The following is a 25,876-nucleotide window of genomic DNA, read 5'->3' as shown; positions in this document are numbered from 1 at the left end:
ATGCCCCGGCCCTGGAGATATGGATGAAATCACTGTTTAAAGTAACGCTGCTGGCGACCACGATGGCCGTTGCTCTGCATGCACCGCTCACTTTCGCTGCGGACGCCGCGAAACCAGCTGCAACTGCTGACAGCAAAGCCGCGTTCAAGAATGACGACCAGAAATCTGCTTATGCGCTGGGCGCTTCGCTGGGTCGTTACATGGAAAACTCCCTGAAGGAACAAGAAAAACTGGGGATCAAACTGGATAAAGATCAGCTGATCGCGGGTGTCCAGGATGCATTTGCAGACAAGAGCAAACTGTCTGACCAGGAAATCGAACAGACCTTGCAGGCATTTGAAGCGCGCGTGAAGACCTCCGCTCAGGCGAAGATGGAAAAAGACGCCGCTGACAACGAAGCGAAAGGTAAAGCGTTCCGCGAGAAATTTGCTAAAGAGAAAGGGGCGAAAACCTCTTCAACAGGTCTGGTTTATAAAGTAGAGAAAGCCGGTACTGGCGAAGCGCCAAAAGACAGCGACACCGTTGTGGTTAACTACAAAGGTACGCTGATCGACGGTAAAGAGTTCGATAACTCCTACACCCGTGGCGAACCGCTCTCTTTCCGTCTGGACGGCGTGATCCCGGGCTGGACTGAAGGCCTGAAGAACATTAAGAAAGGCGGTAAGATCCAGATGGTTATCCCACCGGATCTGGCCTACGGTAAAACGGGCGTTCCGGGTATTCCGGCTAACTCCACGCTGGTATTCGATGTAGAGCTGCTGGACATCAAACCGGCGCCGAAAGCCGATGCGAAACCAGACGCAGCGGCCGACGCCAAATCGACAGATGCTGCTAAAAAATAAAAACTGAGAACCGCCGCCTGTCATGGCGGCGGTTTTTTTATTGCAGGCCGGATATAATTAATACTGGAAAGCGGAACCCCCGCTGTATTAATTTAATCATCCGCGTAAATAATGAGCCTGCCCTGAAAACATAACGACAGGCTCCTGAAAAGGAGTGTTTTTTTTCATGACCAGGTCGCTTTTAACCAACGAAACCAGTGAGCTTGACTTACTGGATCAACGTCCTTTCGATCAAACCGACTTTGATATTCTGAAATCCTACGAAGCGGTGGTGGACGGGTTAGCGATGCTCATTGGTTCCCATTGTGAAATCGTATTGCACTCTTTGCAGGATTTGAAATGCTCAGCCATTCGCATTGCCAACGGTGAACACACGGGGCGCAAAATTGGCTCGCCGATCACTGACCTTGCATTGCGCATGCTGCATGATATGACGGGTGCGGATAGCAGCGTATCGAAGTGTTACTTCACACGCGCGAAAAGCGGTGTCCTGATGAAGTCAGTGACGATTGCCATTCGCAACCGCGAGCATCGCGTAATTGGTCTGCTGTGCATCAACATGAACCTTGATGTGCCGTTCTCGCAGATTATGAATACCTTTATTCCGCCGGAAACGCCGGAAGTGGGTTCCGCCGTGAACTTTGCCTCCTCGGTGGAGGATCTGGTCACTCAGACGCTGGAATTCACCATTGAAGAGGTGAATGCCGATCGCAATGTCTCTAATAACGCGAAGAATCGTCAGATTGTGCTGAATCTGTATGAGAAGGGGATCTTCGATATTAAAGATGCGATTAACCAGGTGGCTGACCGCCTGAACATCTCCAAACATACGGTCTACCTCTATATTCGTCAGTTCAAAAGCGGCGACTTCCAGGGGCAAGATAAGTAATGCGTTTTGCCATTGTGGTGACGGGGCCAGCGTACGGAACGCAGCAAGCGAGCAGCGCGTTGCAGTTTGCACATGCCTTAGTTAACGAAGGGCATGAGCTGAGCAGCGTCTTTTTCTACCGGGAAGGCGTGTATAACGCCAACCAGTTGACCTCTCCGGCCAGCGATGAATTCGACCTGGTGCGCGCATGGCAGCAGTTGGGCGCGCAGCATGGCGTCGCGTTGAATATCTGCGTTGCGGCGGCGCTGCGTCGCGGCATTGTGGATGAGACCGAAGCAAAAAGGCTGGCGCTGGCATCAGCCAACTTACAGCCAGGGTTTTCGTTGAGCGGGCTTGGCGCGCTGGCGGAAGCCTCCCTGACCTGCGATCGCGTGGTGCAGTTTTGATGAAACGTATTGCTTTTGTATTTTCCACCACGCCGCACGGCAGCGCATCGGGTCGCGAAGGACTGGATGCGTTACTGGCGACGTCGGCGCTGACGGAAGAGACTGGCGTCTTTTTTATCGGCGACGGCGTTTTTCAGATTCTTTCGGGACAAACGCCTGACGTCGTGCTGGCGCGGGATTACATCGCCACCTTCAAACTGCTGGGGCTGTACGATATCGAGCAATGCTGGCTGTGTGCCGCCTCGTTGCGTGAGCGCGGTCTGGAGACGGGGGCGAGTTTCATCGTGGATGCGACGCCGCTTGAACCTGAAGCGTTGCGCGGTGAACTGGACAATTATGATGTTATCCTGAGGTTCTGACGTGACTATCCTGCATACATTACATCGTTCCGCATGGCTCAGTGACGTTTCCGCGCTTCTTCGCGTGTGCAAAGAAGGCGATGCGCTTTTATTGCTACAGGATGGCGTTACGGCAGCCATCGAAGGTAGCCGTTTCCTTGAAAGTTTGCGTAACGCCCCCATAACGGTTTACGCACTGAAAGAAGATATCGATGCTCGCGGTTTGAGCGGTCAAATTTCAGACAGTGTCGTCAGGGTTGACTATACTGACTTCGTCAGACTTGCGGTTAAGCATCCCAGCCAGATGGCCTGGTGATTGTGGGATCGTTGTATATTTCTTGACACCTTTTCGACACCGCCCTAAAATTCGGCGTCCTCATATTGTGTGAGGCCGTTTTATTACGTGTTTACGAAGCAAAAGCTAAAACCAGGAGCTATTTAATGGCAACAGTTAACCAGCTGGTACGCAAACCACGTGCTCGCAAAGTTGCGAAAAGCAACGTGCCTGCGCTGGAAGCATGCCCGCAAAAACGTGGCGTATGTACTCGTGTATATACTACCACCCCTAAAAAACCGAACTCCGCGCTGCGTAAAGTATGCCGTGTTCGTCTGACTAACGGTTTTGAAGTGACTTCCTACATCGGTGGTGAAGGTCACAACCTGCAGGAGCACTCCGTGATCCTGATCCGTGGCGGTCGTGTAAAAGACCTCCCGGGTGTTCGTTACCACACCGTACGTGGTGCGCTTGACTGCTCCGGCGTTAAAGACCGTAAGCAAGCTCGCTCCAAGTATGGCGTGAAGCGTCCTAAGGCTTAATGGTTCTCCGTTAAGTAAGGCCAAACGTTTTAACTTAAATGTCAAACTAAACTCGTAGAGTTTTGGACAATCCTGAATTAACAACGGAGTATTTCCATGCCACGTCGTCGCGTCATTGGTCAGCGTAAAATTCTTCCGGATCCGAAGTTCGGATCAGAACTGCTGGCTAAATTTGTAAATATCCTGATGGTAGATGGTAAAAAATCTACTGCCGAAACTATCGTATACAGCGCGCTGGAGACCCTGGCTCAGCGTTCTGGTAAATCTGAACTGGAAGCTTTCGAAGTAGCTCTCGAAAACGTGCGCCCGACTGTCGAAGTTAAGTCTCGCCGCGTTGGTGGTTCTACTTATCAGGTACCAGTTGAAGTCCGTCCGGTTCGTCGTAATGCTCTGGCAATGCGTTGGATCGTTGAAGCTGCTCGTAAACGCGGTGATAAATCCATGGCTCTGCGCCTGGCGAACGAACTCACTGATGCTGCAGACAACAAAGGTACTGCAGTTAAGAAACGTGAAGACGTTCACCGTATGGCAGAAGCCAACAAGGCGTTCGCACACTACCGTTGGTAATCCCTTCGGAATTTTAGTCACCAGGCGGGCGCTTCCAGCAAGCAGCCCGCTTTGGGCTACTTAAATTGAACGCCTAGAAGATAAAACGAGGAATCAAATGGCTCGTACAACACCCATCGCACGCTACCGTAACATCGGTATCAGTGCGCACATCGACGCCGGTAAAACCACTACTACCGAACGTATTCTGTTCTACACCGGTGTAAACCATAAAATCGGTGAAGTTCATGACGGCGCAGCTACCATGGACTGGATGGAGCAGGAGCAGGAGCGTGGTATTACCATCACCTCCGCAGCGACTACTGCATTCTGGTCTGGTATGGCTAAGCAGTATGAACCGCATCGCGTAAACATCATCGACACCCCGGGGCACGTTGACTTCACTATCGAAGTAGAACGTTCCATGCGTGTTCTTGATGGTGCAGTAATGGTTTACTGCGCAGTTGGTGGTGTTCAGCCGCAGTCTGAAACCGTATGGCGTCAGGCAAACAAATATAAAGTTCCGCGCATTGCGTTCGTTAACAAAATGGACCGTATGGGTGCGAACTTCCTGAAAGTTGTTGGTCAGATCAAAAGCCGTCTGGGCGCGAACCCTGTTCCGCTGCAACTGGCGATTGGCGCTGAAGAAGCGTTCACCGGTGTTGTTGACCTGGTGAAAATGAAAGCCATCAACTGGAACGAAGCAGATGCAGGCGTTACCTTCACTTACGAAGATATCCCGGCTGACATGCAGGAACTGGCTGAAGAATGGCACCAGAACCTGATCGAGTCCGCTGCGGAAGCTTCTGAAGAGCTGATGGAAAAATACCTGGGTGGCGAAGAACTGACTGAAGAAGAGATCAAAAAAGCTCTGCGTCAGCGTGTTCTGAGCAACGAAATCATCCTGGTAACCTGTGGTTCTGCATTTAAGAACAAAGGTGTTCAGGCGATGCTGGATGCGGTAATTGATTACCTGCCATCCCCGGTTGACGTACCTGCGATCAACGGTATCCTGGACGACGGTAAAGATACTCCGGCTGAGCGTCATGCTAGCGATGATGAGCCTTTCTCTGCACTGGCATTCAAAATTGCTACCGACCCGTTCGTGGGTAACCTGACCTTCTTCCGTGTGTACTCTGGTGTGGTTAACTCTGGTGATACCGTACTGAACTCCGTGAAATCTGCACGTGAGCGTTTCGGTCGTATCGTTCAGATGCACGCTAACAAACGTGAAGAGATCAAAGAAGTTCGCGCGGGCGACATCGCTGCTGCTATCGGTCTGAAAGACGTAACTACGGGTGACACCCTGTGTGACCCGGACGCGCCGATCATTCTGGAACGTATGGAATTCCCTGAGCCGGTAATCTCCATCGCAGTAGAACCGAAAACCAAAGCTGACCAGGAAAAAATGGGTCTGGCTCTGGGCCGTCTGGCTAAAGAAGACCCGTCTTTCCGCGTATGGACTGACGAAGAATCTAACCAGACCATTATCGCCGGTATGGGTGAGCTGCACCTCGACATCATCGTTGACCGTATGAAGCGTGAATTCAACGTTGAAGCGAACGTCGGTAAACCTCAGGTTGCTTACCGCGAAGCGATTCGCTCGAAAGTTACCGATATCGAAGGTAAACACGCCAAGCAGTCTGGTGGTCGCGGTCAGTACGGTCATGTTGTTATCGACATGTACCCGCTGGAGCCGGGTTCCAACCCGAAAGGCTACGAGTTCATCAACGACATCAAGGGTGGTGTAATCCCTGGCGAATACATCCCGGCCGTTGATAAAGGTATCCAGGAGCAGCTGAAAGCAGGCCCGCTGGCTGGCTATCCGGTTGTTGACATCGGTATCCGTCTGCACTTCGGTTCTTACCATGACGTTGACTCCTCTGAACTGGCGTTTAAACTGGCTGCGTCTATTGCCTTTAAAGAAGGCTTTAAGAAAGCGAAACCTGTTCTGCTTGAGCCGATCATGAAGGTTGAGGTAGAAACGCCGGAAGAGAACACCGGTGACGTAATTGGTGACTTGAGCCGTCGTCGCGGTATGCTGCGCGGTCAGGAATCCGAAGTTACTGGCGTTAAGATCCACGCTGAAGTACCGCTGTCTGAAATGTTCGGATATGCAACTCAGCTGCGTTCTCTGACCAAAGGTCGCGCATCATACACTATGGAATTCCTGAAGTATGATGATGCACCGAGCAACGTTGCTCAGGCCGTTATTGAAGCCCGTGGTAAATAATCCACAGGATTAAAACCTAAGTCCCGTGCTCTCTCCTGAAGGGGAGAGCACTATAGTAAGGAATATAGCCGTGTCTAAAGAAAAATTTGAACGTACAAAACCGCACGTTAACGTCGGCACCATCGGCCACGTTGACCATGGTAAAACTACTCTGACTGCTGCAATCACTACCGTACTGGCTAAAACCTACGGCGGTGCTGCTCGTGCATTCGACCAGATCGATAACGCGCCGGAAGAAAAAGCTCGTGGTATCACCATCAACACTTCTCACGTTGAATACGACACCCCGACTCGCCACTACGCGCACGTAGACTGCCCGGGCCACGCCGACTATGTTAAAAACATGATCACCGGTGCTGCGCAGATGGACGGCGCGATCCTGGTTGTTGCTGCGACTGACGGCCCGATGCCGCAGACCCGTGAGCACATCCTGCTGGGTCGTCAGGTAGGCGTTCCGTACATCATCGTGTTCCTGAACAAATGCGACATGGTTGATGACGAAGAGCTGCTGGAACTGGTTGAGATGGAAGTGCGTGAACTGCTGTCTCAGTACGATTTCCCGGGCGACGACACGCCGATCGTTCGTGGTTCTGCTCTGAAAGCGCTGGAAGGCGAAGCTGAGTGGGAAGCGAAAATCATCGAACTGGCTGGCTACCTGGATTCTTACATCCCGGAACCAGAGCGTGCGATTGACAAGCCGTTCCTGCTGCCGATCGAAGACGTATTCTCCATCTCCGGTCGTGGTACCGTTGTTACCGGTCGTGTAGAGCGCGGTATCATCAAAGTGGGCGAAGAAGTTGAAATCGTTGGTATCAAAGAGACTGCGAAGTCTACCTGTACTGGCGTTGAAATGTTCCGCAAACTGCTGGACGAAGGCCGTGCTGGTGAGAACGTAGGTGTTCTGCTGCGTGGTATCAAACGTGAAGAAATCGAACGTGGTCAGGTACTGGCTAAGCCGGGTTCCATCAAGCCGCACACCAAGTTCGAATCTGAAGTGTACATTCTGTCCAAAGATGAAGGCGGCCGTCATACTCCGTTCTTCAAAGGCTACCGTCCGCAGTTCTACTTCCGTACAACTGACGTGACTGGCACCATCGAACTGCCGGAAGGCGTAGAGATGGTAATGCCGGGCGACAACATCAAAATGGTTGTTACCCTGATCCACCCGATCGCGATGGACGACGGTCTGCGTTTCGCAATCCGTGAAGGCGGCCGTACCGTTGGCGCGGGCGTTGTTGCTAAAGTAATGAGCTAATTATTTAATAATTAGTTCTGCACTTAAAAAGGGCGCTTCGGCGCCCTTTTTGCTGTCTGTCATATCTACCTGCTATATAAAGAGTGTCATATTTAGTCGCATTTTTTATTCCTCTCCCTGCACACAAACGTATTTGTGCTATTGTAATCATAACTATTCTCATTTACACTTTGCGCAGAAATTGAACGGGAGCGATCATGTACGTTTGTTTGTGTAATGGTGTAAGTGATAAAAAAATTCGTCAGGCTGTTCGTCAGTTTCACCCTCAATCTTTCCAACAATTACGTAAGTTTATTCCTGTTGGAAATCAATGCGGTAAGTGCGTCCGGGCGGCGCGTGAAGTGATGCAGGATGAGTTAATGCAAATGCCGGAGTTTAAAGAAATCGCCTGAGTCACATTCTTTTTTTTGACATCCTTGTAGCCCCATCTACGCTCTAAGAGTGGAAGCGGAGGGACTATAAAATGAAAGGTGATGTTAAAATCATAAATTATCTCAATAAACTATTGGGAAATGAGCTTGTCGCAATCAATCAGTACTTTCTCCATGCCCGTATGTTTAAAAACTGGGGGCTCACTCGTCTGAATGACGTCGAATACCATGAATCCATCGATGAAATGAAACACGCTGATAAATATATCGAGCGTATTTTATTTCTTGAGGGTATCCCAAACTTGCAGGATCTTGGCAAGCTGGGCATTGGTGAAGATGTCGAAGAGATGTTGCAGTCAGATCTCCGTCTGGAACTGGAAGGAGCGAAGGATCTACGTGAAGCCATAGCCTACGCCGACAGCGTTCATGATTACGTTAGCCGGGACATGATGATTGAGATCCTGACAGATGAAGAAGGGCATATCGACTGGCTTGAGACGGAGCTGGATCTGATTGCAAAAATTGGTCTACAGAATTACCTGCAATCGCAGATTAAAGTGGACGATTAACTCCCCGACAGCAGTGTTTTCCAGCCAATGATAAAACCCGCAGCCGCCAGAAATGGCCCGAACGGCAGCGGGTTTTTTAATGCCCCTTTCCCGTTTATTACGTACATCGCCATCACGTTAATGCTGGCAATAAGCGCGGCCAGAAAGACCAGCAGGGGTAATGACTCCCAACGATGCCAGGCGCCAAGCGCGGCAAGAAATTTGATATCGCCGTACCCGAGCCCTTCTTTGCGATACAGCAGTCGATATCCCCAATAGAGAAGGGCGAACCCGCCGTAACCCGCAATGGCGCCCCAAAGCGCATCTGGCAAATGGTCAGGTAAACAGCACAGGTAATAAAGCAGGCCGCTCCAGAGCAGGGGACAGGTAAGCCGATCGGGCAAGAGTCCTGTTCGCGCGTCATATATCCCGGATAGCGCAGATAATAAGAGGTAGATAATCAGGAAGGGGAGGTCGGGTTGCATCATGTCATCCTCATTAAACGTTGCGCTCACCATCCGTGAAACTCATTTTCCATGCAACGGAGGAATGATGACGTTGCGCAGTGTATTCCGAAGAAAATGCGCAAAACAAAAACGGCACAATGCATGTGCGAAGTTGCTCGCATTACAGACGAAATGATTAATATCTACGCGGCACTTGCGTCAGGCTGAGATTTGCGTATAATGCGCGGGCTTGTCTTAGTTGACGGCAGGTTCGATCTGAACCTTAGGTAGCCGATTTGGTTATCTAACAATGCTCCCAATCGGGGAGCTACGTAAGAACGGTTACACTCTCCCATCAATCGTAATGGGCACGAGGAGTAATCATTTTCGTTTATAAAATAATTGGAGCTCTGGTCTCATGCAGAACCAAAGAATCCGTATCCGCCTGAAAGCGTTTGATCATCGTCTGATCGATCAATCAACCGCGGAAATCGTCGAGACTGCTAAGCGCACTGGTGCGCAAGTCCGTGGTCCGATCCCGCTGCCGACCCGCAAAGAGCGCTTTACCGTTCTGATCTCCCCGCACGTTAACAAAGACGCGCGCGATCAGTACGAAATTCGCACTCACAAGCGTCTGGTTGACATCGTTGAGCCAACCGAGAAAACCGTTGATGCTCTGATGCGTCTGGACCTGGCTGCCGGTGTAGACGTGCAGATCAGCCTGGGTTAATCAGGTCATCGAGCGATTGAGAGGTTGAAACAATGATTGGTTTAGTCGGTAAAAAAGTGGGTATGACCCGCATCTTCACTGAAGATGGCGTCTCTATCCCAGTAACCGTAATCGAAGTTGAAGCAAACCGCGTTACTCAGGTTAAAGATCTGGCTAACGATGGCTACCGCGCTGTTCAGGTTACCACTGGTGCTAAAAAAGCTAACCGTGTAACCAAGCCGGAAGCTGGCCACTTTGCTAAAGCTGGCGTAGAAGCTGGCCGCGGCCTGTGGGAGTTCCGTCTGGCAGAGGGTGAAGAATACACCGTTGGTCAGAGCATTAGCGTTGAACTGTTTGCTGACGTTAAAAAAGTTGACGTAACTGGCACCTCTAAAGGTAAAGGTTTCGCAGGTACCGTTAAGCGCTGGAACTTCCGTACCCAGGACGCTACTCACGGTAACTCCTTGTCTCACCGCGTTCCGGGTTCTATCGGTCAGAACCAGACTCCGGGCAAAGTGTTCAAAGGCAAGAAAATGGCAGGTCAGCTGGGTAACGAACGTGTAACCGTTCAGAGCCTGGACGTAGTACGTGTTGACGCTGAGCGCAACCTGCTGCTGGTTAAAGGTGGTGTTCCGGGTGCAACCGGTTGCGACCTGATCGTTAAACCAGCTGTGAAGGCGTAAGGGGATAGCAATGGAATTAGTATTGAAAGACGCGCAGAGCGCGCTGACTGTTTCCGAAACTACCTTCGGTCGTGATTTCAACGAAGCGCTGGTTCACCAGGTTGTTGTTGCTTATGCAGCTGGTGCTCGTCAGGGCACTCGTGCTCAGAAGACTCGTGCTGAAGTAACTGGTTCCGGTAAAAAACCGTGGCGCCAGAAAGGTACCGGCCGTGCGCGTTCTGGTTCTATCAAGAGCCCGATCTGGCGTTCTGGTGGCGTGACCTTCGCTGCACGTCCGCAGGACCACAGTCAAAAAGTTAACAAGAAGATGTACCGCGGCGCGCTGAAAAGCATTCTGTCCGAACTGGTACGTCAGGATCGTCTGATCGTTGTCGAGAAGTTCTCTGTAGAAGCGCCTAAAACTAAGCTGCTGGCTCAGAAACTGAAAGACATGGCTCTGGAAGATGTGCTGATCATCACCGGTGAGCTGGACGAGAACCTGTTCCTGGCTGCGCGCAACCTGCACAAGGTTGACGTACGCGATGCAACTGGTATCGACCCGGTTAGCCTGATCGCCTTCGACAAAGTCGTAATGACTGCTGATGCTGTTAAGCAAGTTGAGGAGATGCTGGCATGATTCGTGAAGAACGTCTGCTGAAGGTGCTGCGCGCACCGCACGTTTCTGAAAAAGCGTCTACTGCGATGGAAAAAACCAACACCATCGTTCTCAAAGTTGCTAAAGACGCGACCAAAGCAGAAATCAAAGCTGCTGTGCAGAAACTGTTTGAAGTCGAAGTCGAAGTCGTTAACACCCTGGTTGTTAAAGGGAAAGTTAAACGTCACGGACAGCGTATCGGTCGTCGTAGCGACTGGAAAAAAGCTTACGTCACCCTGAAAGAAGGCCAGAATCTGGACTTCGTTGGCGGCGCTGAGTAAGTCGGAGGAGTAATACAATGGCAGTTGTTAAATGTAAACCGACATCTCCGGGTCGTCGCCACGTAGTTAAAGTGGTTAACCCTGAGCTGCACAAGGGCAAACCTTTTGCTCCGTTGCTGGAAAAAAACAGCAAATCCGGTGGTCGTAACAACAATGGCCGTATCACCACTCGTCATATCGGTGGTGGCCACAAGCAGGCATACCGTATTGTTGACTTCAAACGCAACAAAGATGGTATTCCGGCAGTTGTTGAACGTCTTGAGTACGATCCGAACCGTTCCGCGAACATCGCGCTGGTTCTGTACAAAGACGGTGAGCGCCGTTACATCCTGGCCCCTAAAGGCCTGAAAGCTGGCGACCAGATTCAATCTGGCGTTGATGCTGCAATCAAACCAGGCAACACCCTGCCGATGCGCAACATCCCGGTTGGTTCTACCGTTCATAACGTAGAAATGAAACCAGGTAAAGGCGGTCAGCTGGCACGTTCCGCTGGTACTTACGTTCAGATCGTTGCGCGCGATGGTGCTTATGTCACTCTGCGTCTGCGTTCTGGTGAAATGCGTAAAGTCGAAGCAGACTGCCGTGCAACTCTGGGCGAAGTTGGCAATGCTGAGCATATGCTGCGCGTTCTGGGTAAAGCAGGTGCTGCACGCTGGCGTGGTGTTCGTCCGACCGTTCGCGGTACCGCGATGAACCCAGTAGACCACCCACATGGTGGTGGTGAAGGTCGTAACTTTGGTAAGCACCCGGTAACTCCGTGGGGCGTTCAGACCAAAGGTAAGAAGACCCGCAGCAACAAGCGTACTGATAAATTCATCGTACGTCGCCGTAGCAAATAATTTTAGAGGATAAGCCATGCCACGTTCTCTCAAGAAAGGTCCTTTTATTGACCTGCACTTGCTGAAGAAGGTAGAGAAAGCGGTGGAAAGCGGAGACAAGAAGCCCCTGCGCACTTGGTCCCGTCGTTCAACGATCTTTCCTAACATGATCGGTTTGACCATCGCTGTCCATAATGGTCGTCAGCACGTTCCGGTATTTGTAACCGATGAAATGGTCGGTCACAAACTGGGTGAATTCGCACCGACTCGTACTTATCGCGGCCACGCTGCTGATAAAAAAGCGAAGAAGAAATAAGGTAGGAGGAAGAGATGGAAACTATCGCTAAACATCGCCATGCTCGTTCTTCTGCTCAGAAGGTTCGCCTTGTTGCTGACCTGATTCGCGGTAAGAAAGTGTCGCAGGCTCTGGATATTTTGACCTACACCAACAAGAAAGCGGCTGTACTGGTCAAGAAAGTCCTGGAATCTGCCATTGCTAACGCTGAACACAACGATGGCGCTGACATTGACGATCTGAAAGTTACGAAAATTTTCGTAGACGAAGGCCCGAGCATGAAGCGCATTATGCCGCGTGCAAAAGGTCGTGCAGATCGCATCCTGAAGCGCACCAGCCACATTACTGTGGTTGTGTCCGATCGCTGAGACTCTGGAGACTAGCAATGGGTCAGAAAGTACATCCTAATGGTATTCGCCTGGGTATTGTAAAACCATGGAACTCTACCTGGTTTGCGAACACCAAAGAATTCGCTGACAACCTGGACAGCGATTTTAAAGTACGTCAGTACCTGACGAAGGAACTGGCTAAAGCGTCCGTATCTCGTATCGTTATCGAGCGTCCGGCTAAGAGCATCCGTGTGACTATTCACACTGCTCGTCCGGGTATCGTTATCGGTAAGAAAGGCGAAGACGTAGAAAAACTGCGTAAGGTCGTAGCGGATATCGCTGGCGTTCCTGCACAGATCAATATCGCCGAAGTTCGTAAGCCTGAACTGGACGCAAAATTGGTTGCTGACAGCATCACTTCTCAGCTGGAACGTCGCGTTATGTTCCGTCGTGCTATGAAGCGTGCTGTACAGAACGCAATGCGTCTGGGCGCTAAAGGTATTAAAGTTGAAGTTAGCGGCCGTCTGGGCGGCGCGGAAATCGCTCGTACCGAATGGTACCGTGAAGGTCGCGTACCGCTGCACACTCTGCGTGCTGACATCGACTACAACACCTCTGAAGCGCACACCACTTACGGTGTAATCGGCGTTAAAGTGTGGATCTTCAAAGGCGAGATCCTGGGTGGTATGGCTGCTGTTGAACAACCGGAAAAACCGGCTGCTCAACCGAAAAAGCAGCAGCGTAAAGGCCGTAAATAAGGAGCGTCGCTGATGTTACAACCAAAGCGTACAAAATTCCGTAAAATGCACAAAGGCCGTAACCGCGGTCTGGCGCAGGGTACGGATGTTAGCTTCGGCAGCTTCGGTCTGAAAGCTGTTGGCCGTGGTCGTCTGACTGCCCGTCAGATCGAAGCAGCACGTCGTGCTATGACCCGTGCAGTTAAGCGTCAAGGTAAGATCTGGATCCGTGTATTCCCGGACAAACCGATCACTGAAAAGCCGCTGGCAGTGCGTATGGGTAAAGGTAAAGGTAACGTGGAGTATTGGGTTGCCTTGATTCAGCCGGGTAAAGTCCTGTATGAAATGGACGGCGTACCGGAAGAGCTGGCCCGTGAAGCATTCAAGCTGGCAGCAGCGAAACTGCCGATTAAAACCACCTTTGTAACTAAGACGGTGATGTAATGAAAGCAAAAGAGCTGCGTGAGAAGAGTGTTGAAGAGCTGAACACCGAGCTGCTGAACCTGCTGCGTGAGCAGTTCAACCTGCGTATGCAGGCTGCAAGTGGCCAGCTGCAACAGTCTCACCTGTTGAAGCAAGTGCGTCGTGATGTCGCACGCGTTAAGACTTTACTGACTGAGAAGGCGGGTGCGTAATGACCGATAAAATCCGTACTCTGCAAGGTCGCGTTGTTAGCGACAAAATGGAGAAATCCATTGTTGTTGCTATCGAACGTTTTGTGAAACACCCGATCTACGGTAAATTCATCAAGCGTACGACCAAACTGCACGTACATGACGAGAACAACGAATGTGGTACCGGTGACGTGGTTGAAATCCGCGAATGCCGCCCACTGTCCAAGACTAAGTCCTGGACGCTGGTTCGCGTTGTAGAGAAAGCGGTTCTGTAATACAGTACCCATTCTCAACGAATAAACGGCTCAGCGATGGGCCGTTTATTTTTTCTACCCATATCGTTGAAGCGGTGTTATAATGCCGCGCCCCCGATATGGGGCTTTTTTAACGACCTGATTTTCGGGTCTCAGTAGTAGTTGACATTAGCGGAGCACTAAAATGATCCAAGAACAGACTATGCTGAACGTCGCCGACAACTCCGGTGCACGTCGCGTAATGTGTATCAAGGTTCTGGGTGGCTCGCACCGTCGCTACGCAGGCGTAGGCGACATCATCAAGATCACCATCAAAGAAGCAATTCCGCGTGGTAAGGTCAAAAAAGGTGATGTGCTGAAGGCGGTAGTGGTGCGCACCAAGAAGGGTGTTCGTCGCCCGGACGGTTCTGTCATTCGCTTCGATGGTAATGCATGCGTTATTCTGAACAATAACAGCGAGCAGCCTATCGGTACGCGTATTTTTGGGCCGGTAACTCGTGAGCTTCGTACCGAGAAGTTCATGAAAATTATCTCTCTGGCACCAGAAGTACTCTAAGGAGCGAATCATGGCAGCGAAAATCCGTCGTGATGACGAAGTTATCGTGTTAACCGGTAAAGATAAAGGTAAACGCGGTAAAGTTAAGAATGTCCTGTCTTCCGGCAAGGTCATTGTTGAAGGTATCAACCTGGTTAAGAAACACCAGAAGCCGGTTCCGGCTCTGAACCAACCGGGTGGCATCGTTGAAAAAGAAGCCGCTATTCAGGTTTCCAACATTGCAATCTTCAATGCGGCAACCGGTAAGGCTGACCGTGTAGGCTTTAGATTCGAAGACGGTAAAAAAGTCCGTTTCTTCAAATCTAACAGCGAAACTATCAAGTAATTTGGAGTAGTACGATGGCGAAACTGCATGATTACTACAAAGACGAAGTAGTTAATAAACTCATGACTGAGTTTAACTACAATTCTGTCATGCAAGTCCCTCGGGTCGAGAAGATCACCCTGAACATGGGTGTTGGTGAAGCGATCGCTGACAAGAAACTGCTGGATAACGCAGCAGCTGACCTGGCAGCAATCTCCGGTCAAAAGCCGTTGATCACCAAAGCACGCAAATCTGTTGCAGGCTTCAAAATCCGTCAGGGCTATCCGATCGGCTGTAAAGTAACTCTGCGTGGCGAACGCATGTGGGAGTTCTTTGAGCGCCTGATCACTATTGCTGTACCGCGTATCCGTGACTTCCGTGGCCTGTCCGCTAAGTCTTTCGACGGTCGTGGTAACTACAGCATGGGTGTCCGTGAGCAGATCATCTTCCCAGAAATCGACTACGATAAAGTCGACCGCGTTCGTGGTTTGGATATTACCATTACCACTACTGCGAAATCTGACGAAGAAGGCCGTGCTCTGCTGGCTGCCTTTGACTTCCCGTTCCGCAAGTAAGGTAGGGTTACTGAATGGCTAAGCAATCAATGAAAGCACGCGAAGTAAAACGCGTAGCTTTAGCTGATAAATACTTCGCGAAACGCGCTGAACTGAAAGCGATCATCTCTGATGTGAACGCTTCCGACGAAGATCGTTGGAACGCTGTTCTTAAGCTGCAGACTCTGCCGCGTGATTCCAGCCCGTCTCGTCAGCGTAACCGCTGCCGTCAAACAGGTCGTCCACATGGTTATGTGGGCAAGTTCGGGTTGAGCCGTATCAAGTTACGTGAAGCCGCTATGCGCGGTGAAGTACCAGGCTTGAAAAAGGCTAGCTGGTAATTGTCACCAATTGAATCACGGGAGTAAAGACAGATGAGCATGCAAGATCCGATCGCGGATATGCTGACCCGTATCCGTAACGGTCAGGCCGCGAACAAAGCTGCGGTCACCATGCCTTCCTCCAAGCTGAAAGTGGCAATTGCCAACGTGCTGAAGGAAGAAGGTTTTATCGAAGATTTTAAAGTTGAAGGCGACACCAAGCCGGAACTGGAACTGACTCTTAAGTATTTCCAGGGTAAAGCTGTTGTAGAAAGCATTCAGCGTGTCAGCCGCCCAGGTCTGCGCATCTACAAACGTAAAGATGAGCTGCCGAAAGTTATGGCGGGTCTGGGTATCGCAGTTGTTTCTACCTCTAAAGGTGTTATGACTGATCGTGCAGCGCGCCAGGCTGGTCTTGGTGGCGAAATTATCTGCTACGTAGCCTAATCGGAGGAAAAAATGTCTCGTGTTGCTAAAGCACCGGTCGTTGTTCCTGCCGGCGTTGATGTAAAAATCAACGGTCAGGTTATTACGATCAAAGGTAAAAACGGCGAGCTGACTCGTACTCTCAACGATGCTGTTGAAGTTAAACATGCAGATAATGCACTGACCTTCGGTCCGCGTGATGGTTACGTAGACGGTTGGGCTCAGGCTGGTACCGCGCGTGCCCTGCTGAACTCAATGGTTATCGGTGTTACCGAAGGCTTCACTAAGAAGCTGCAGCTGGTTGGTGTAGGTTATCGTGCAGCGGTTAAAGGGAATGTAGTAAACCTGTCCTTAGGTTTCTCTCACCCGGTTGACCACCAGCTGCCAGCAGGTATTACTGCAGAATGTCCGACTCAGACTGAAATCGTGCTGAAAGGTGCTGATAAGCAGGTGATCGGTCAGGTTGCAGCAGATCTGCGCGCCTACCGTCGTCCTGAGCCTTACAAAGGCAAGGGTGTTCGTTACGCCGACGAAGTCGTGCGTACCAAAGAGGCTAAGAAGAAGTAAGGTAACACTATGGATAAGAAATCTGCTCGTATCCGTCGTGCGACCCGCGCACGCCGCAAGCTCCAGGAGCTGGGCGCAACTCGCCTGGTGGTACATCGTACCCCGCGTCACATTTACGCACAGGTAATTGCACCGAACGGTTCTGAAGTTCTGGTAGCTGCTTCTACTGTAGAAAAAGCTATCGCTGAACAACTGAAGTACACCGGTAACAAAGACGCGGCTGCAGCTGTGGGTAAAGCTGTCGCTGAACGCGCTCTGGAAAAAGGCATCAAAGATGTGTCCTTTGACCGTTCCGGGTTCCAATATCATGGTCGTGTCCAGGCACTGGCAGATGCTGCCCGTGAAGCTGGCCTTCAGTTCTAAGGTAGAGGTGTAAGATGGCTCACATCGAAAAACAAGCTGGCGAACTGCAGGAAAAGCTGATCGCGGTAAACCGCGTATCTAAAACCGTTAAAGGTGGTCGTATTTTCTCCTTCACAGCTCTGACTGTAGTTGGCGATGGTAACGGTCGCGTTGGTTTTGGTTACGGTAAAGCGCGTGAAGTTCCAGCAGCGATCCAGAAAGCGATGGAAAAAGCCCGTCGCAATATGATTAACGTCGCGCTGAACAACGGCACCCTGCAACACCCGGTTAAAGGTGTTCACACGGGTTCTCGTGTATTCATGCAGCCAGCTTCCGAAGGTACCGGTATCATCGCCGGTGGTGCAATGCGCGCCGTTTTGGAAGTTGCTGGGGTTCATAACGTTCTGGCTAAAGCATATGGTTCCACCAACCCGATCAACGTGGTTCGTGCAACTATTGATGGCCTGGAAAATATGAATTCTCCAGAAATGGTCGCTGCCAAGCGTGGTAAATCCGTTGAAGAAATTCTGGGGAAATAAACCATGGCAAAGACTATTAAAATTACTCAAACCCGCAGTGCAATCGGTCGTCTGCCGAAACACAAGGCAACGCTGCTTGGCCTGGGTCTGCGTCGTATTGGTCACACCGTAGAGCGCGAGGATACTCCTGCTGTTCGTGGTATGGTCAACGCGGTTTCCTTCATGGTTAAAGTTGAGGAGTAAGAGATGCGTTTAAATACTCTGTCTCCGGCCGAAGGCTCCAAAAAGGCGGGTAAACGCCTGGGTCGTGGTATCGGTTCTGGCCTCGGTAAAACCGGTGGTCGTGGTCACAAAGGTCAGAAGTCTCGTTCTGGCGGTGGCGTACGTCGCGGTTTCGAGGGTGGTCAGATGCCTCTGTACCGTCGTCTGCCGAAATTCGGCTTCACTTCTCGCAAAGCAGCGATTACAGCCGAAGTTCGTCTGTCTGACCTGGCTAAAGTAGAAGGCGGCGTAGTAGACCTGAACACGCTGAAAGCGGCTAACATTATCGGTATCCAGATCGAGTTCGCGAAAGTGATCCTGGCTGGTGAAGTCACTACTCCGGTAACTGTTCGTGGCCTGCGTGTTACTAAAGGCGCTCGTGCTGCTATCGAAGCTGCTGGCGGTAAAATCGAGGAATAAGTAGCAGATGGCTAAACAACCGGGATTAGATTTTCAAAGCGCCAAAGGTGGCTTAGGCGAGCTGAAACGCAGACTGCTGTTTGTTATCGGCGCGCTGATTGTGTTCCGTATTGGCTCTTTTATTCCGATCCCTGGTATTGATGCCGCTGTACTTGCCAAACTGCTTGAGCAACAGCGAGGCACCATCATTGAAATGTTTAACATGTTCTCTGGTGGTGCACTCAGCCGTGCTTCTATCTTTGCTCTGGGTATCATGCCGTATATTTCGGCGTCGATTATTATCCAGCTGCTGACGGTGGTTCACCCAACGCTGGCAGAAATTAAGAAAGAAGGGGAGTCTGGTCGTCGTAAGATCAGCCAGTACACCCGCTACGGTACTCTGGTGCTGGCGATATTCCAGTCGATCGGTATTGCTACCGGTCTGCCGAATATGCCTGGTATGCAAGGCCTGGTAATGAATCCGGGCTTTGCATTCTATTTCACCGCTGTTGTAAGTCTGGTTACAGGAACCATGTTCCTGATGTGGTTGGGCGAACAGATTACTGAACGTGGTATCGGCAACGGTATCTCAATCATTATCTTCGCCGGTATTGTCGCGGGACTCCCGCCAGCCATTGCCCATACTATCGAGCAAGCGCGTCAAGGCGACCTGCACTTCCTCGTGTTGCTGTTGGTTGCAGTATTAGTATTTGCAGTGACGTTCTTTGTTGTATTTGTTGAGCGTGGTCAACGCCGCATTGTGGTAAACTACGCAAAACGTCAGCAGGGTCGTCGTGTCTATGCTGCACAGAGCACACATTTACCGCTGAAAGTGAATATGGCGGGGGTAATCCCGGCAATTTTCGCTTCCAGTATTATTCTGTTCCCGGCAACCATCGCGTCATGGTTCGGGGGCGGTACTGGTTGGAACTGGCTGACAACAATTTCGCTGTATTTGCAGCCTGGGCAACCGCTTTATGTGTTACTCTATGCGTCTGCAATCATCTTCTTCTGTTTCTTCTACACGGCGTTGGTTTTCAACCCGCGTGAAACAGCAGATAACCTGAAGAAGTCCGGTGCATTTGTACCAGGAATTCGTCCGGGAGAGCAAACGGCGAAGTATATCGATAAAGTAATGACCCGCCTGACTTTGGTTGGTGCGCTTTACATTACCTTTATCTGCCTGATCCCGGAGTTCATGCGTGATGCAATGAAAGTACCGTTCTACTTTGGTGGGACCTCACTGCTTATCGTTGTCGTCGTGATTATGGACTTTATGGCTCAAGTGCAAACTCTGATGATGTCCAGTCAGTATGAGTCTGCATTGAAGAAGGCGAACCTGAAAGGCTACGGCCGTTAATTGGTCGCCCGAGAAGTTACGGAGAGTAAAAATGAAAGTTCGTGCTTCCGTCAAGAAATTATGCCGTAACTGCAAAATCGTTAAGCGTGATGGCGTCATCCGCGTGATTTGCAGTGCCGAGCCGAAGCATAAACAGCGCCAAGGCTGATTTATTCGCATATTTTTCTTGCAAAGTTGGGTTGAGCTGGCTAGATTAGCCAGCCAATCTTTTGTATGTCTGTACGTTTCCATTTGAGTATCCTGAAAACGGGCTTTTCAGCATGGTGCGTACATATTAAATAGTAGGAGTGCATAGTGGCCCGTATAGCAGGCATTAACATTCCTGATCAGAAACATGCTGTGATCGCGTTAACTTCGATCTACGGCGTCGGTAAGACCCGTTCTAAAGCCATTCTGGCTGCAGCGGGTATCGCTGAAAATGTTAAGATCAGTGAGCTGTCTGAAGAACAAATCGACACGCTGCGTGACGAAGTTGCCAAATTTGTCGTTGAAGGTGATCTGCGCCGTGAAATCAGCATGAGCATCAAGCGCCTGATGGATCTTGGTTGCTATCGCGGTTTGCGTCATCGTCGTGGTCTCCCGGTTCGCGGTCAGCGTACCAAGACCAACGCACGTACCCGTAAGGGTCCGCGCAAACCGATCAAGAAATAATCGGGGTGATTGAATAATGGCAAAGGCACCAATTCGTGCACGTAAACGTGTAAGAAAACAAGTCTCTGACGGCGTGGCTCATATCCATGCTTCTTTCAACAACACCATCGTGACTATCACTGATCGTCAGGGTAACGCGCTGGGTTGGGCAACAGCCGGTGGTTCCGGTTTCCGTGGTTCTCGCAAATCCACTCCGTTTGCAGCTCAGGTTGCAGCAGAGCGTTGCGCTGACGCCGTAAAAGAATACGGTATCAAGAATCTGGAAGTTATGGTTAAAGGTCCGGGTCCAGGTCGCGAATCTACCATTCGTGCACTGAACGCCGCTGGTTTCCGCATCACTAATATTACTGATGTGACTCCGATCCCTCATAACGGTTGTCGTCCGCCGAAAAAACGTCGCGTATAACGCTTCGTTTTCCAGGTTTGTTGGAGAAAGAAAATGGCAAGATATTTGGGTCCTAAGCTCAAGCTGAGCCGTCGTGAGGGCACCGACTTATTCCTTAAGTCTGGCGTTCGCGCGATCGATACCAAGTGTAAAATTGAACAAGCTCCTGGCCAGCACGGTGCGCGTAAACCGCGTCTGTCTGACTATGGTGTGCAGTTGCGTGAAAAGCAAAAAGTTCGCCGTATCTATGGTGTGCTGGAGCGTCAGTTCCGTAACTACTACAAAGAAGCAGCGCGTCTGAAAGGCAACACCGGTGAAAACCTGTTGGCTCTGCTGGAAGGTCGTCTGGACAACGTTGTATACCGTATGGGCTTCGGCGCCACTCGTGCAGAAGCACGCCAGCTGGTTAGCCATAAAGCAATTATGGTAAACGGTCGTGTTGTTAACATCGCTTCTTATCAGGTTAGTCCGAATGACGTTGTTAGCATTCGTGAGAAAGCGAAGAAGCAGTCTCGCGTGAAAGCCGCTCTGGAGCTGGCTGAGCAGCGTGAAAAGCCAACCTGGCTGGAAGTTGATGCTGGCAAGATGGAAGGTACGTTTAAGCGTAAGCCTGAGCGTTCTGATCTGTCTGCGGACATTAACGAACACCTGATCGTCGAGCTTTACTCCAAGTAAAGCTTAGTACCAAAGAGAGGACACAATGCAGGGTTCTGTGACAGAGTTTCTAAAACCGCGCCTGGTAGATATCGAGCAAGTGAGTTCGACGCACGCCAAGGTGACCCTTGAGCCTTTAGAGCGTGGCTTTGGCCATACTCTGGGTAACGCACTGCGCCGTATTCTGCTCTCATCGATGCCGGGTTGCGCGGTGACCGAGGTTGAGATTGATGGTGTACTACATGAGTACAGCACCAAAGAAGGCGTTCAGGAAGACATCCTGGAAATCCTGCTCAACCTGAAAGGGCTGGCGGTGAGAGTTCAGGGTAAAGATGAAGTTATTCTTACCTTGAATAAATCTGGCATTGGCCCTGTGACTGCAGCCGACATTACCCATGACGGGGATGTCGAAATCGTCAAGCCGCAGCACGTGATCTGCCACCTGACCGATGAGAACGCGTCTATTAGCATGCGTATCAAAGTTCAGCGCGGTCGTGGTTATGTGCCGGCTTCTACCCGAATTCATTCGGAAGAAGATGAGCGCCCAATCGGCCGTCTGCTGGTCGACGCATGCTACAGCCCTGTAGAGCGTATTGCCTACAATGTTGAAGCAGCGCGTGTAGAACAGCGTACCGACCTGGACAAGCTGGTCATCGAAATGGAAACCAACGGCACAATCGATCCTGAAGAGGCGATTCGTCGTGCGGCAACCATTCTGGCTGAACAACTGGAAGCTTTCGTTGACTTACGTGATGTACGTCAGCCGGAAGTGAAAGAAGAGAAACCAGAATTCGATCCGATCCTGCTGCGCCCTGTTGACGATCTGGAATTGACTGTCCGCTCTGCTAACTGCCTTAAAGCAGAAGCTATCCACTATATCGGTGATCTGGTACAGCGTACCGAGGTTGAGCTTCTTAAGACGCCTAACCTAGGTAAAAAATCTCTTACTGAGATTAAAGACGTGCTGGCTTCCCGTGGACTGTCTCTGGGCATGCGCCTGGAAAACTGGCCACCGGCAAGCATCGCTGACGAGTAACCGGATCACAGGTTAAGGTTTTACTGAGAAGGATAAGGTCATGCGCCATCGTAAGAGTGGTCGTCAACTGAACCGCAACAGCAGCCATCGCCAGGCTATGTTCCGCAACATGGCAGGTTCACTGGTTCGTCATGAGATCATCAAGACGACCCTGCCTAAAGCGAAAGAGCTGCGTCGCGTAGTTGAGCCGCTGATTACTCTTGCCAAGACTGATAGCGTAGCTAATCGTCGTCTGGCATTCGCCCGTACTCGTGATAACGAGATCGTGGCAAAACTGTTTAACGAACTGGGCCCGCGTTTCGCGAGCCGCGCCGGTGGTTACACTCGCATTCTGAAGTGTGGCTTCCGTGCAGGCGACAACGCGCCGATGGCATACATCGAGCTGGTTGATCGTTCTGAGTCGAAAGCAGAAGCTGCTGCAGAGTAATCTGTAGTAACGTAAAAAAACCCGCTCCGGCGGGTTTTTTTATATCCGCCGTATCCCCACTTATCTACAATATCTGTACTCTTTTTGTTCATCCCCTGGAGTTGTTGTATGTGGTTACTGGACCAGTGGGCAGAGCACCATATTATCGATGCACAGACTAAAGGTGAGTTTGATAATCTGCCCGGCAGCGGTGAGCCGCTGGCCCTGGATGATGACTCACATGTGCCGCCTGAATTACGGACTGGCTACCGTTTACTCAAAAATGCCGGTTGCCTTCCCCCGGAGCTTGAACAGCGTAAAGAAGCCATTCAGCTACTGGATCTACTTAAAGGTATTCGTCAGGACGATCCACGGTATCAGGAAGTGAGCCGTCGTTTATCGCTCCTTGAACTAAAACTACGACAGGCGGGGCTGAGTACCGGGTTTTTACGCGGTGAATATGCAGATAAATTGCTGCATAAGATTAATGATGACTAACGGAGCTTATATGTATCGTATTGGTGAACTGGCAAAGCTGGCAGAAGTGACGCCTGATACCATCCGCTACTATGAAAAGCAGCAGATGATGGAGCATGAAGTGCGTACGGAAGGTGGTTTCCGACTCTACACGGAAAACGATCTTCAGCGCCTTAAGTTTATCCGCTATGCCCGGCAGTTGGGCTTTACGCTTGAGTCGATCCGAGAACTGTTGTCGATCCGTGTCGATCCTGAACACCATACCTGCCAGGAGTCGAAAGGAATCGTGCAGGAAAGGCTGAAAGAGGTCGAATCACGAATTGCGGAATTACAGAGTATGCAGCGTTCATTGCAGAGGCTGAACGATGCCTGCTGTGGAACGGCACACAGCAGCGTCTATTGTTCAATTCTGGAAGCACTGGAACAAGGTGCCAGCGGAGTAAAGCAGGAGTGTTGATTTATTGACCTGATGAGCCTACACTCGCGCCGTTAAACCATACAAACTGGAGTTATTATGAGTCGTTATCAGCATACGAAAGGGCAGATAAAAGACAACGCCATTGAGGCATTACTGCACGATCCGCTTTTCAGACAACGTGTTGAAAAAAATAAGAAAGGGAAAGGAAGTTATCTGCGTAAAGGCAAACATGGCAATCGGGGTAACTGGGAGGCCAGTGGCAAGAAAGTGAATCACTTTTTTACCACTGGCTTTCTGCTTATTAAGGCTTGTTAAGAACGGTTGTTTTGTTCTTTCAGAAGATCGCGGATCTCAGAAAGCAATACTTCTTCCGTTGTCGGCGCTGGCGCTTCCGTCGGTTCTTCTTTCTTACGATTCAGTTTGTTGATCAGTTTGATAGCCATGAAGATAGCAAACGCCACAATAACAAAATCAAAGACGTTCTGAATAAACACACCGTAATGCATCACGACTGCCGGGATATCTCCCTGCGCTTCGCGTAGCGTAAAGGCAAACTGTTTAAAATCGATCCCGCCAATTAACAAACCCAGAGGCGGCATAATGATATCAGCAACCAGAGAAGAAACGATCTTCCCGAATGCCGCACCAATAATCACACCCACTGCCAAATCAACAACATTCCCGCGCATCGCGAATTCGCGAAACTCTTTAATAAAGCTCATTTTATTCTCCCTATGCAACTGACGTTTATAAGTTTAACAAATGTTAAGGCATTTTCCATTTATGGATTGTTTAAAGGAGCATTTATTAAGCCCTGATAAAACAGGGGAATTAAAGAGGGCGCTGCATTAGCGCCCAAATAATTACAGGAAGAAAGGACTTGGCTGGAATAAGCGTTCGACGTCGGTAATAAACTTTTTATCCGTCAGGAACATAATCACATGATCGCCTTGTTCAATGCGCAAATTGTCATTGGCAATCATTACATCGTTACCGCGAACCACAGCGCCAATTATTGTTCCTGGTGGAAGTTTAATTTCATCAATGGCGCGGCCTACGACGCGAGATGTACTTTCATCACCGTGGGCAACGGCTTCAATTGCTTCTGCTACACCACGACGTAGCGATGACACTCCCACAATATCGGCTTTACGCACATGGCTGAGTAACGCGGAAATCGTGGCCTGCTGTGGCGAAATGGCAATATCAATGACGCTCCCCTGGACGAGATCCACATAGGCGCGACGTTGAATGAGCACCATTACTTTCTTCGCACCCATCCGTTTGGCCAGCATTGCCGACATAATGTTGGCTTCATCATCGTTGGTGACTGCAATAAACAGATCAACCTGATCAATATGCTCTTCAGCCAGCAGTTCCTGATCCGACGCATCGCCAAAAAAGACGATTGTATTTTGCAGTTTTTCGGCAAGTTCGGAGGCCCGCTGTTGATCGCGCTCGATCAGTTTGACGCTGTAATCTTTTTCCAGACGACGCGCGAGACCGGCACCGATATTTCCCCCTCCGACTAACATAATACGCTTATAGGGTTTCTCCAGACGTTGCAGTTCGCTCATTACCGCGCGGATATGCTGTGATGCGGCAATAAAAAAGACTTCATCGCCTGCTTCTACAATAGTCGAACCCTGGGGACGAATGGGGCGGTCATGACGGAATATCGCGGCGACGCGGGTATCAATATGTGGCATATGCTCACGCATCGTGGATAACGCGTTCCCGATCAGTGGCCCGCCATAATAGGCTTTCACTACCGCAAGACTGACTTTACCTTCGGCGAAATTAACGACCTGCAATGCGCCGGGATATTCGATCAGGCGATAAATGTTATCGATGACCAGTTGCTCTGGCGCAATAAGATGGTCGATGGGGACAGCTTCAGAGTGGAAGAGTTTATCCGCATCGCGGACATAATCTGGCGAACGGATACGGGCGATACGATTTGGCGTATTGAAGAGTGAATAGGCCACCTGGCAGGCGACCATATTCGTTTCATCGGAACTGGTCACGGCGACCAGCATATCCGCATCGTCTGCACCCGCTTCACGCAGCACGCGAGGGTGAGAGCCATGCCCTTGCACGACGCGGAGATCGAACTTGTCCTGTAAACTACGCAGGCGTTCGCCATTGATATCGACCACCGTGATGTCGTTGTTCTCTCCGACCAAGTTTTCAGCCAGCGTGCCGCCGACTTGCCCTGCGCCCAGAATGATAATTTTCATCAGTCGCGACCCGTTAT

45 protein-coding genes are annotated in these 25,876 nt (G+C 50.5%); 42 read left to right on the top strand and 3 right to left on the bottom strand.

Features of this window, described 5'->3' with window-relative positions; genetic code table 11:
- Window positions 1-23 precede the first annotated feature (23 nt).
- From fkpA to bfr, 11 genes are all read left to right on the top strand, one after another.
- Window positions 24-842, top strand: coding sequence for an FKBP-type peptidyl-prolyl cis-trans isomerase (gene fkpA / locus CKO_RS20280; RefSeq protein WP_012135440.1), 819 nt, complete (start codon window positions 24-26; stop codon window positions 840-842).
- A 166-nt stretch (window positions 843-1,008) separates the two neighbouring features.
- Window positions 1,009-1,731 carry a helix-turn-helix transcriptional regulator gene (locus CKO_RS20275; protein WP_012135439.1) on the top strand — a complete coding sequence of 241 codons (723 nt, stop codon included), beginning with the start codon at window positions 1,009-1,011 and terminating at the stop codon, window positions 1,729-1,731.
- Window positions 1,731-2,117, top strand: coding sequence for a sulfurtransferase complex subunit TusD (gene tusD, locus CKO_RS20270; RefSeq protein ID WP_012135438.1), 387 nt, complete (start codon window positions 1,731-1,733; stop codon window positions 2,115-2,117). The genes CKO_RS20275 and tusD overlap by 1 nt, the downstream gene beginning before the upstream one ends.
- Complete coding sequence (tusC, locus tag CKO_RS20265; protein WP_012135437.1) at window positions 2,117-2,476, top strand: sulfurtransferase complex subunit TusC; 360 nt, start codon at window positions 2,117-2,119, stop codon at window positions 2,474-2,476. The genes tusD and tusC overlap by 1 nt, the downstream gene beginning before the upstream one ends.
- 7 nt (window positions 2,477-2,483) lie before the next feature.
- Entirely contained in the window at window positions 2,484-2,771 is a 288-nt protein-coding gene (gene tusB, locus CKO_RS20260) for a sulfurtransferase complex subunit TusB (protein WP_024131005.1), read from the top strand.
- 125 nt (window positions 2,772-2,896) lie between these two features.
- Entirely contained in the window at window positions 2,897-3,271 is a 375-nt protein-coding gene (rpsL, locus tag CKO_RS20255; protein ID WP_000246815.1) for a 30S ribosomal protein S12, read from the top strand.
- Between the two features lie 96 nt (window positions 3,272-3,367).
- Complete coding sequence (gene rpsG / locus CKO_RS20250; RefSeq protein ID WP_002920113.1) at window positions 3,368-3,838, top strand: 30S ribosomal protein S7; 471 nt, start codon at window positions 3,368-3,370, stop codon at window positions 3,836-3,838.
- Window positions 3,839-3,935: 97 nt separating this feature from the next.
- Window positions 3,936-6,050 carry an elongation factor G gene (gene fusA / locus CKO_RS20245; RefSeq protein WP_012135435.1) on the top strand — a complete coding sequence of 705 codons (2,115 nt, stop codon included), beginning with the start codon at window positions 3,936-3,938 and terminating at the stop codon, window positions 6,048-6,050.
- Window positions 6,051-6,120: 70 nt separating this feature from the next.
- Entirely contained in the window at window positions 6,121-7,305 is a 1,185-nt protein-coding gene (tuf, locus tag CKO_RS20240) for an elongation factor Tu (RefSeq protein ID WP_024131004.1), read from the top strand.
- 197 nt (window positions 7,306-7,502) lie between these two features.
- A complete protein-coding gene (gene bfd, locus CKO_RS20235; protein WP_012135433.1) occupies window positions 7,503-7,697 on the top strand; it encodes a bacterioferritin-associated ferredoxin in 195 nt (64 codons plus the stop codon).
- Between the two features lie 71 nt (window positions 7,698-7,768).
- Window positions 7,769-8,245: a bacterioferritin gene (gene bfr, locus CKO_RS20230; protein ID WP_012135432.1), complete on the top strand. Its 477-nt coding sequence runs from the start codon at window positions 7,769-7,771 to the stop codon at window positions 8,243-8,245.
- Here bfr and CKO_RS20225 read toward each other — a convergent pair.
- Window positions 8,242-8,709, bottom strand: a complete 468-nt coding sequence (locus CKO_RS20225; protein ID WP_024131003.1) for a prepilin peptidase — start codon at window positions 8,707-8,709, stop codon at window positions 8,242-8,244. The genes bfr and CKO_RS20225 overlap by 4 nt on opposite strands.
- Before the next feature lie 379 nt (window positions 8,710-9,088).
- Between CKO_RS20225 and rpsJ the strand changes: the two genes are divergently transcribed.
- From rpsJ to arfA, 31 genes are all read left to right on the top strand, one after another.
- Window positions 9,089-9,400 (top strand): 30S ribosomal protein S10, encoded by a 312-nt coding sequence (gene rpsJ / locus CKO_RS20220; RefSeq protein WP_001181005.1) that lies wholly within the window; start codon window positions 9,089-9,091, stop codon window positions 9,398-9,400.
- A 32-nt stretch (window positions 9,401-9,432) separates the two neighbouring features.
- Window positions 9,433-10,062, top strand: coding sequence for a 50S ribosomal protein L3 (gene rplC, locus CKO_RS20215; protein ID WP_000579837.1), 630 nt, complete (start codon window positions 9,433-9,435; stop codon window positions 10,060-10,062).
- A 10-nt stretch (window positions 10,063-10,072) separates the two neighbouring features.
- On the top strand, window positions 10,073-10,678 hold the full coding sequence (gene rplD, locus CKO_RS20210) for a 50S ribosomal protein L4 (RefSeq protein ID WP_000424395.1): 606 nt from the start codon (window positions 10,073-10,075) through the stop codon (window positions 10,676-10,678).
- Window positions 10,675-10,977 carry a 50S ribosomal protein L23 gene (rplW, locus tag CKO_RS20205; RefSeq protein WP_000617546.1) on the top strand — a complete coding sequence of 101 codons (303 nt, stop codon included), beginning with the start codon at window positions 10,675-10,677 and terminating at the stop codon, window positions 10,975-10,977. Before rplD ends, rplW begins: the two co-directional genes overlap by 4 nt.
- Window positions 10,978-10,994: 17 nt before the next feature.
- A complete protein-coding gene (gene rplB / locus CKO_RS20200; RefSeq protein WP_000301864.1) occupies window positions 10,995-11,816 on the top strand; it encodes a 50S ribosomal protein L2 in 822 nt (273 codons plus the stop codon).
- Between the two features lie 16 nt (window positions 11,817-11,832).
- Window positions 11,833-12,111 (top strand): 30S ribosomal protein S19, encoded by a 279-nt coding sequence (gene rpsS, locus CKO_RS20195; protein ID WP_001138117.1) that lies wholly within the window; start codon window positions 11,833-11,835, stop codon window positions 12,109-12,111.
- Between the two features lie 14 nt (window positions 12,112-12,125).
- Window positions 12,126-12,458 carry a 50S ribosomal protein L22 gene (gene rplV, locus CKO_RS20190; RefSeq protein ID WP_000447529.1) on the top strand — a complete coding sequence of 111 codons (333 nt, stop codon included), beginning with the start codon at window positions 12,126-12,128 and terminating at the stop codon, window positions 12,456-12,458.
- A gap of 17 nt (window positions 12,459-12,475) precedes the next feature.
- Window positions 12,476-13,177, top strand: a complete 702-nt coding sequence (gene rpsC, locus CKO_RS23190; RefSeq protein WP_000529945.1) for a 30S ribosomal protein S3 — start codon at window positions 12,476-12,478, stop codon at window positions 13,175-13,177.
- A gap of 12 nt (window positions 13,178-13,189) precedes the next feature.
- Window positions 13,190-13,600 carry a 50S ribosomal protein L16 gene (rplP, locus tag CKO_RS23185; RefSeq protein ID WP_000941212.1) on the top strand — a complete coding sequence of 137 codons (411 nt, stop codon included), beginning with the start codon at window positions 13,190-13,192 and terminating at the stop codon, window positions 13,598-13,600.
- Window positions 13,600-13,791 (top strand): 50S ribosomal protein L29, encoded by a 192-nt coding sequence (gene rpmC, locus CKO_RS20175; RefSeq protein WP_000644742.1) that lies wholly within the window; start codon window positions 13,600-13,602, stop codon window positions 13,789-13,791. The genes rplP and rpmC overlap by 1 nt, the downstream gene beginning before the upstream one ends.
- Window positions 13,791-14,045: a 30S ribosomal protein S17 gene (gene rpsQ / locus CKO_RS20170; protein ID WP_003031120.1), complete on the top strand. Its 255-nt coding sequence runs from the start codon at window positions 13,791-13,793 to the stop codon at window positions 14,043-14,045. Before rpmC ends, rpsQ begins: the two co-directional genes overlap by 1 nt.
- Before the next feature lie 163 nt (window positions 14,046-14,208).
- Entirely contained in the window at window positions 14,209-14,580 is a 372-nt protein-coding gene (gene rplN / locus CKO_RS20165) for a 50S ribosomal protein L14 (protein WP_002919748.1), read from the top strand.
- Window positions 14,581-14,590: 10 nt separating this feature from the next.
- On the top strand, window positions 14,591-14,905 hold the full coding sequence (gene rplX / locus CKO_RS20160; RefSeq protein WP_012135426.1) for a 50S ribosomal protein L24: 315 nt from the start codon (window positions 14,591-14,593) through the stop codon (window positions 14,903-14,905).
- Window positions 14,906-14,919: 14 nt separating this feature from the next.
- Window positions 14,920-15,459, top strand: coding sequence for a 50S ribosomal protein L5 (rplE, locus tag CKO_RS20155; RefSeq protein ID WP_007702494.1), 540 nt, complete (start codon window positions 14,920-14,922; stop codon window positions 15,457-15,459).
- 14 nt (window positions 15,460-15,473) lie between these two features.
- Window positions 15,474-15,779 carry a 30S ribosomal protein S14 gene (gene rpsN / locus CKO_RS23180; RefSeq protein ID WP_012135425.1) on the top strand — a complete coding sequence of 102 codons (306 nt, stop codon included), beginning with the start codon at window positions 15,474-15,476 and terminating at the stop codon, window positions 15,777-15,779.
- Window positions 15,780-15,812: 33 nt separating this feature from the next.
- Window positions 15,813-16,205: a 30S ribosomal protein S8 gene (gene rpsH / locus CKO_RS23175; RefSeq protein ID WP_000062611.1), complete on the top strand. Its 393-nt coding sequence runs from the start codon at window positions 15,813-15,815 to the stop codon at window positions 16,203-16,205.
- 12 nt (window positions 16,206-16,217) lie between these two features.
- Window positions 16,218-16,751 (top strand): 50S ribosomal protein L6, encoded by a 534-nt coding sequence (rplF, locus tag CKO_RS23170; RefSeq protein ID WP_012135817.1) that lies wholly within the window; start codon window positions 16,218-16,220, stop codon window positions 16,749-16,751.
- Between the two features lie 9 nt (window positions 16,752-16,760).
- Window positions 16,761-17,114 (top strand): 50S ribosomal protein L18, encoded by a 354-nt coding sequence (gene rplR / locus CKO_RS23165; RefSeq protein ID WP_000358960.1) that lies wholly within the window; start codon window positions 16,761-16,763, stop codon window positions 17,112-17,114.
- A 14-nt stretch (window positions 17,115-17,128) separates the two neighbouring features.
- Window positions 17,129-17,632, top strand: coding sequence for a 30S ribosomal protein S5 (gene rpsE, locus CKO_RS20130; protein ID WP_000940121.1), 504 nt, complete (start codon window positions 17,129-17,131; stop codon window positions 17,630-17,632).
- A 3-nt stretch (window positions 17,633-17,635) separates the two neighbouring features.
- On the top strand, window positions 17,636-17,815 hold the full coding sequence (gene rpmD / locus CKO_RS23160; RefSeq protein ID WP_001140434.1) for a 50S ribosomal protein L30: 180 nt from the start codon (window positions 17,636-17,638) through the stop codon (window positions 17,813-17,815).
- 3 nt (window positions 17,816-17,818) lie between these two features.
- A complete protein-coding gene (gene rplO / locus CKO_RS20120; RefSeq protein WP_001238917.1) occupies window positions 17,819-18,253 on the top strand; it encodes a 50S ribosomal protein L15 in 435 nt (144 codons plus the stop codon).
- Between the two features lie 7 nt (window positions 18,254-18,260).
- Window positions 18,261-19,592: a preprotein translocase subunit SecY gene (secY, locus tag CKO_RS20115; protein ID WP_001118864.1), complete on the top strand. Its 1,332-nt coding sequence runs from the start codon at window positions 18,261-18,263 to the stop codon at window positions 19,590-19,592.
- A 31-nt stretch (window positions 19,593-19,623) separates the two neighbouring features.
- Window positions 19,624-19,740 carry a 50S ribosomal protein L36 gene (rpmJ, locus tag CKO_RS20110; RefSeq protein WP_000868187.1) on the top strand — a complete coding sequence of 39 codons (117 nt, stop codon included), beginning with the start codon at window positions 19,624-19,626 and terminating at the stop codon, window positions 19,738-19,740.
- 146 nt (window positions 19,741-19,886) lie between these two features.
- Window positions 19,887-20,243, top strand: a complete 357-nt coding sequence (gene rpsM, locus CKO_RS20105; protein ID WP_000090780.1) for a 30S ribosomal protein S13 — start codon at window positions 19,887-19,889, stop codon at window positions 20,241-20,243.
- Between the two features lie 16 nt (window positions 20,244-20,259).
- Window positions 20,260-20,649: a 30S ribosomal protein S11 gene (rpsK, locus tag CKO_RS20100; protein ID WP_001029684.1), complete on the top strand. Its 390-nt coding sequence runs from the start codon at window positions 20,260-20,262 to the stop codon at window positions 20,647-20,649.
- A gap of 33 nt (window positions 20,650-20,682) precedes the next feature.
- A complete protein-coding gene (gene rpsD, locus CKO_RS20095; RefSeq protein ID WP_000135224.1) occupies window positions 20,683-21,303 on the top strand; it encodes a 30S ribosomal protein S4 in 621 nt (206 codons plus the stop codon).
- A gap of 25 nt (window positions 21,304-21,328) precedes the next feature.
- Window positions 21,329-22,318, top strand: coding sequence for a DNA-directed RNA polymerase subunit alpha (locus tag CKO_RS20090; protein ID WP_001162094.1), 990 nt, complete (start codon window positions 21,329-21,331; stop codon window positions 22,316-22,318).
- Window positions 22,319-22,358: 40 nt separating this feature from the next.
- Window positions 22,359-22,745, top strand: a complete 387-nt coding sequence (gene rplQ, locus CKO_RS20085) for a 50S ribosomal protein L17 (RefSeq protein ID WP_001216372.1) — start codon at window positions 22,359-22,361, stop codon at window positions 22,743-22,745.
- 108 nt (window positions 22,746-22,853) lie between these two features.
- Window positions 22,854-23,222, top strand: a complete 369-nt coding sequence (locus CKO_RS20080; RefSeq protein WP_012135424.1) for a DnaJ family domain-containing protein — start codon at window positions 22,854-22,856, stop codon at window positions 23,220-23,222.
- Between the two features lie 10 nt (window positions 23,223-23,232).
- Window positions 23,233-23,658 (top strand): Zn(2+)-responsive transcriptional regulator, encoded by a 426-nt coding sequence (gene zntR / locus CKO_RS20075; protein ID WP_024131002.1) that lies wholly within the window; start codon window positions 23,233-23,235, stop codon window positions 23,656-23,658.
- 57 nt (window positions 23,659-23,715) lie between these two features.
- Window positions 23,716-23,934 (top strand): alternative ribosome-rescue factor ArfA, encoded by a 219-nt coding sequence (gene arfA, locus CKO_RS20070; protein WP_012135422.1) that lies wholly within the window; start codon window positions 23,716-23,718, stop codon window positions 23,932-23,934.
- On the opposite strand, the gene mscL is transcribed toward arfA, so the two are convergent.
- The gene (gene mscL, locus CKO_RS20065; protein ID WP_012135421.1) at window positions 23,931-24,341 is read right to left on the bottom strand and encodes a large-conductance mechanosensitive channel protein MscL; all 411 of its coding nucleotides are present in this window, start codon (window positions 24,339-24,341) and stop codon (window positions 23,931-23,933) included. The genes arfA and mscL overlap by 4 nt on opposite strands.
- 141 nt (window positions 24,342-24,482) lie before the next feature.
- The gene (gene trkA / locus CKO_RS20060) at window positions 24,483-25,859 is read right to left on the bottom strand and encodes a Trk system potassium transporter TrkA (protein WP_012135420.1); all 1,377 of its coding nucleotides are present in this window, start codon (window positions 25,857-25,859) and stop codon (window positions 24,483-24,485) included.
- Window positions 25,860-25,876: the final 17 nt, after the last annotated feature.

The organism is Citrobacter koseri ATCC BAA-895 (genome assembly GCF_000018045.1).
Classification (GTDB): Bacteria; Pseudomonadota; Gammaproteobacteria; order Enterobacterales; family Enterobacteriaceae; genus Citrobacter_B; species Citrobacter_B koseri.
This window is presented reverse-complemented; position numbering and strand designations above follow the sequence as displayed.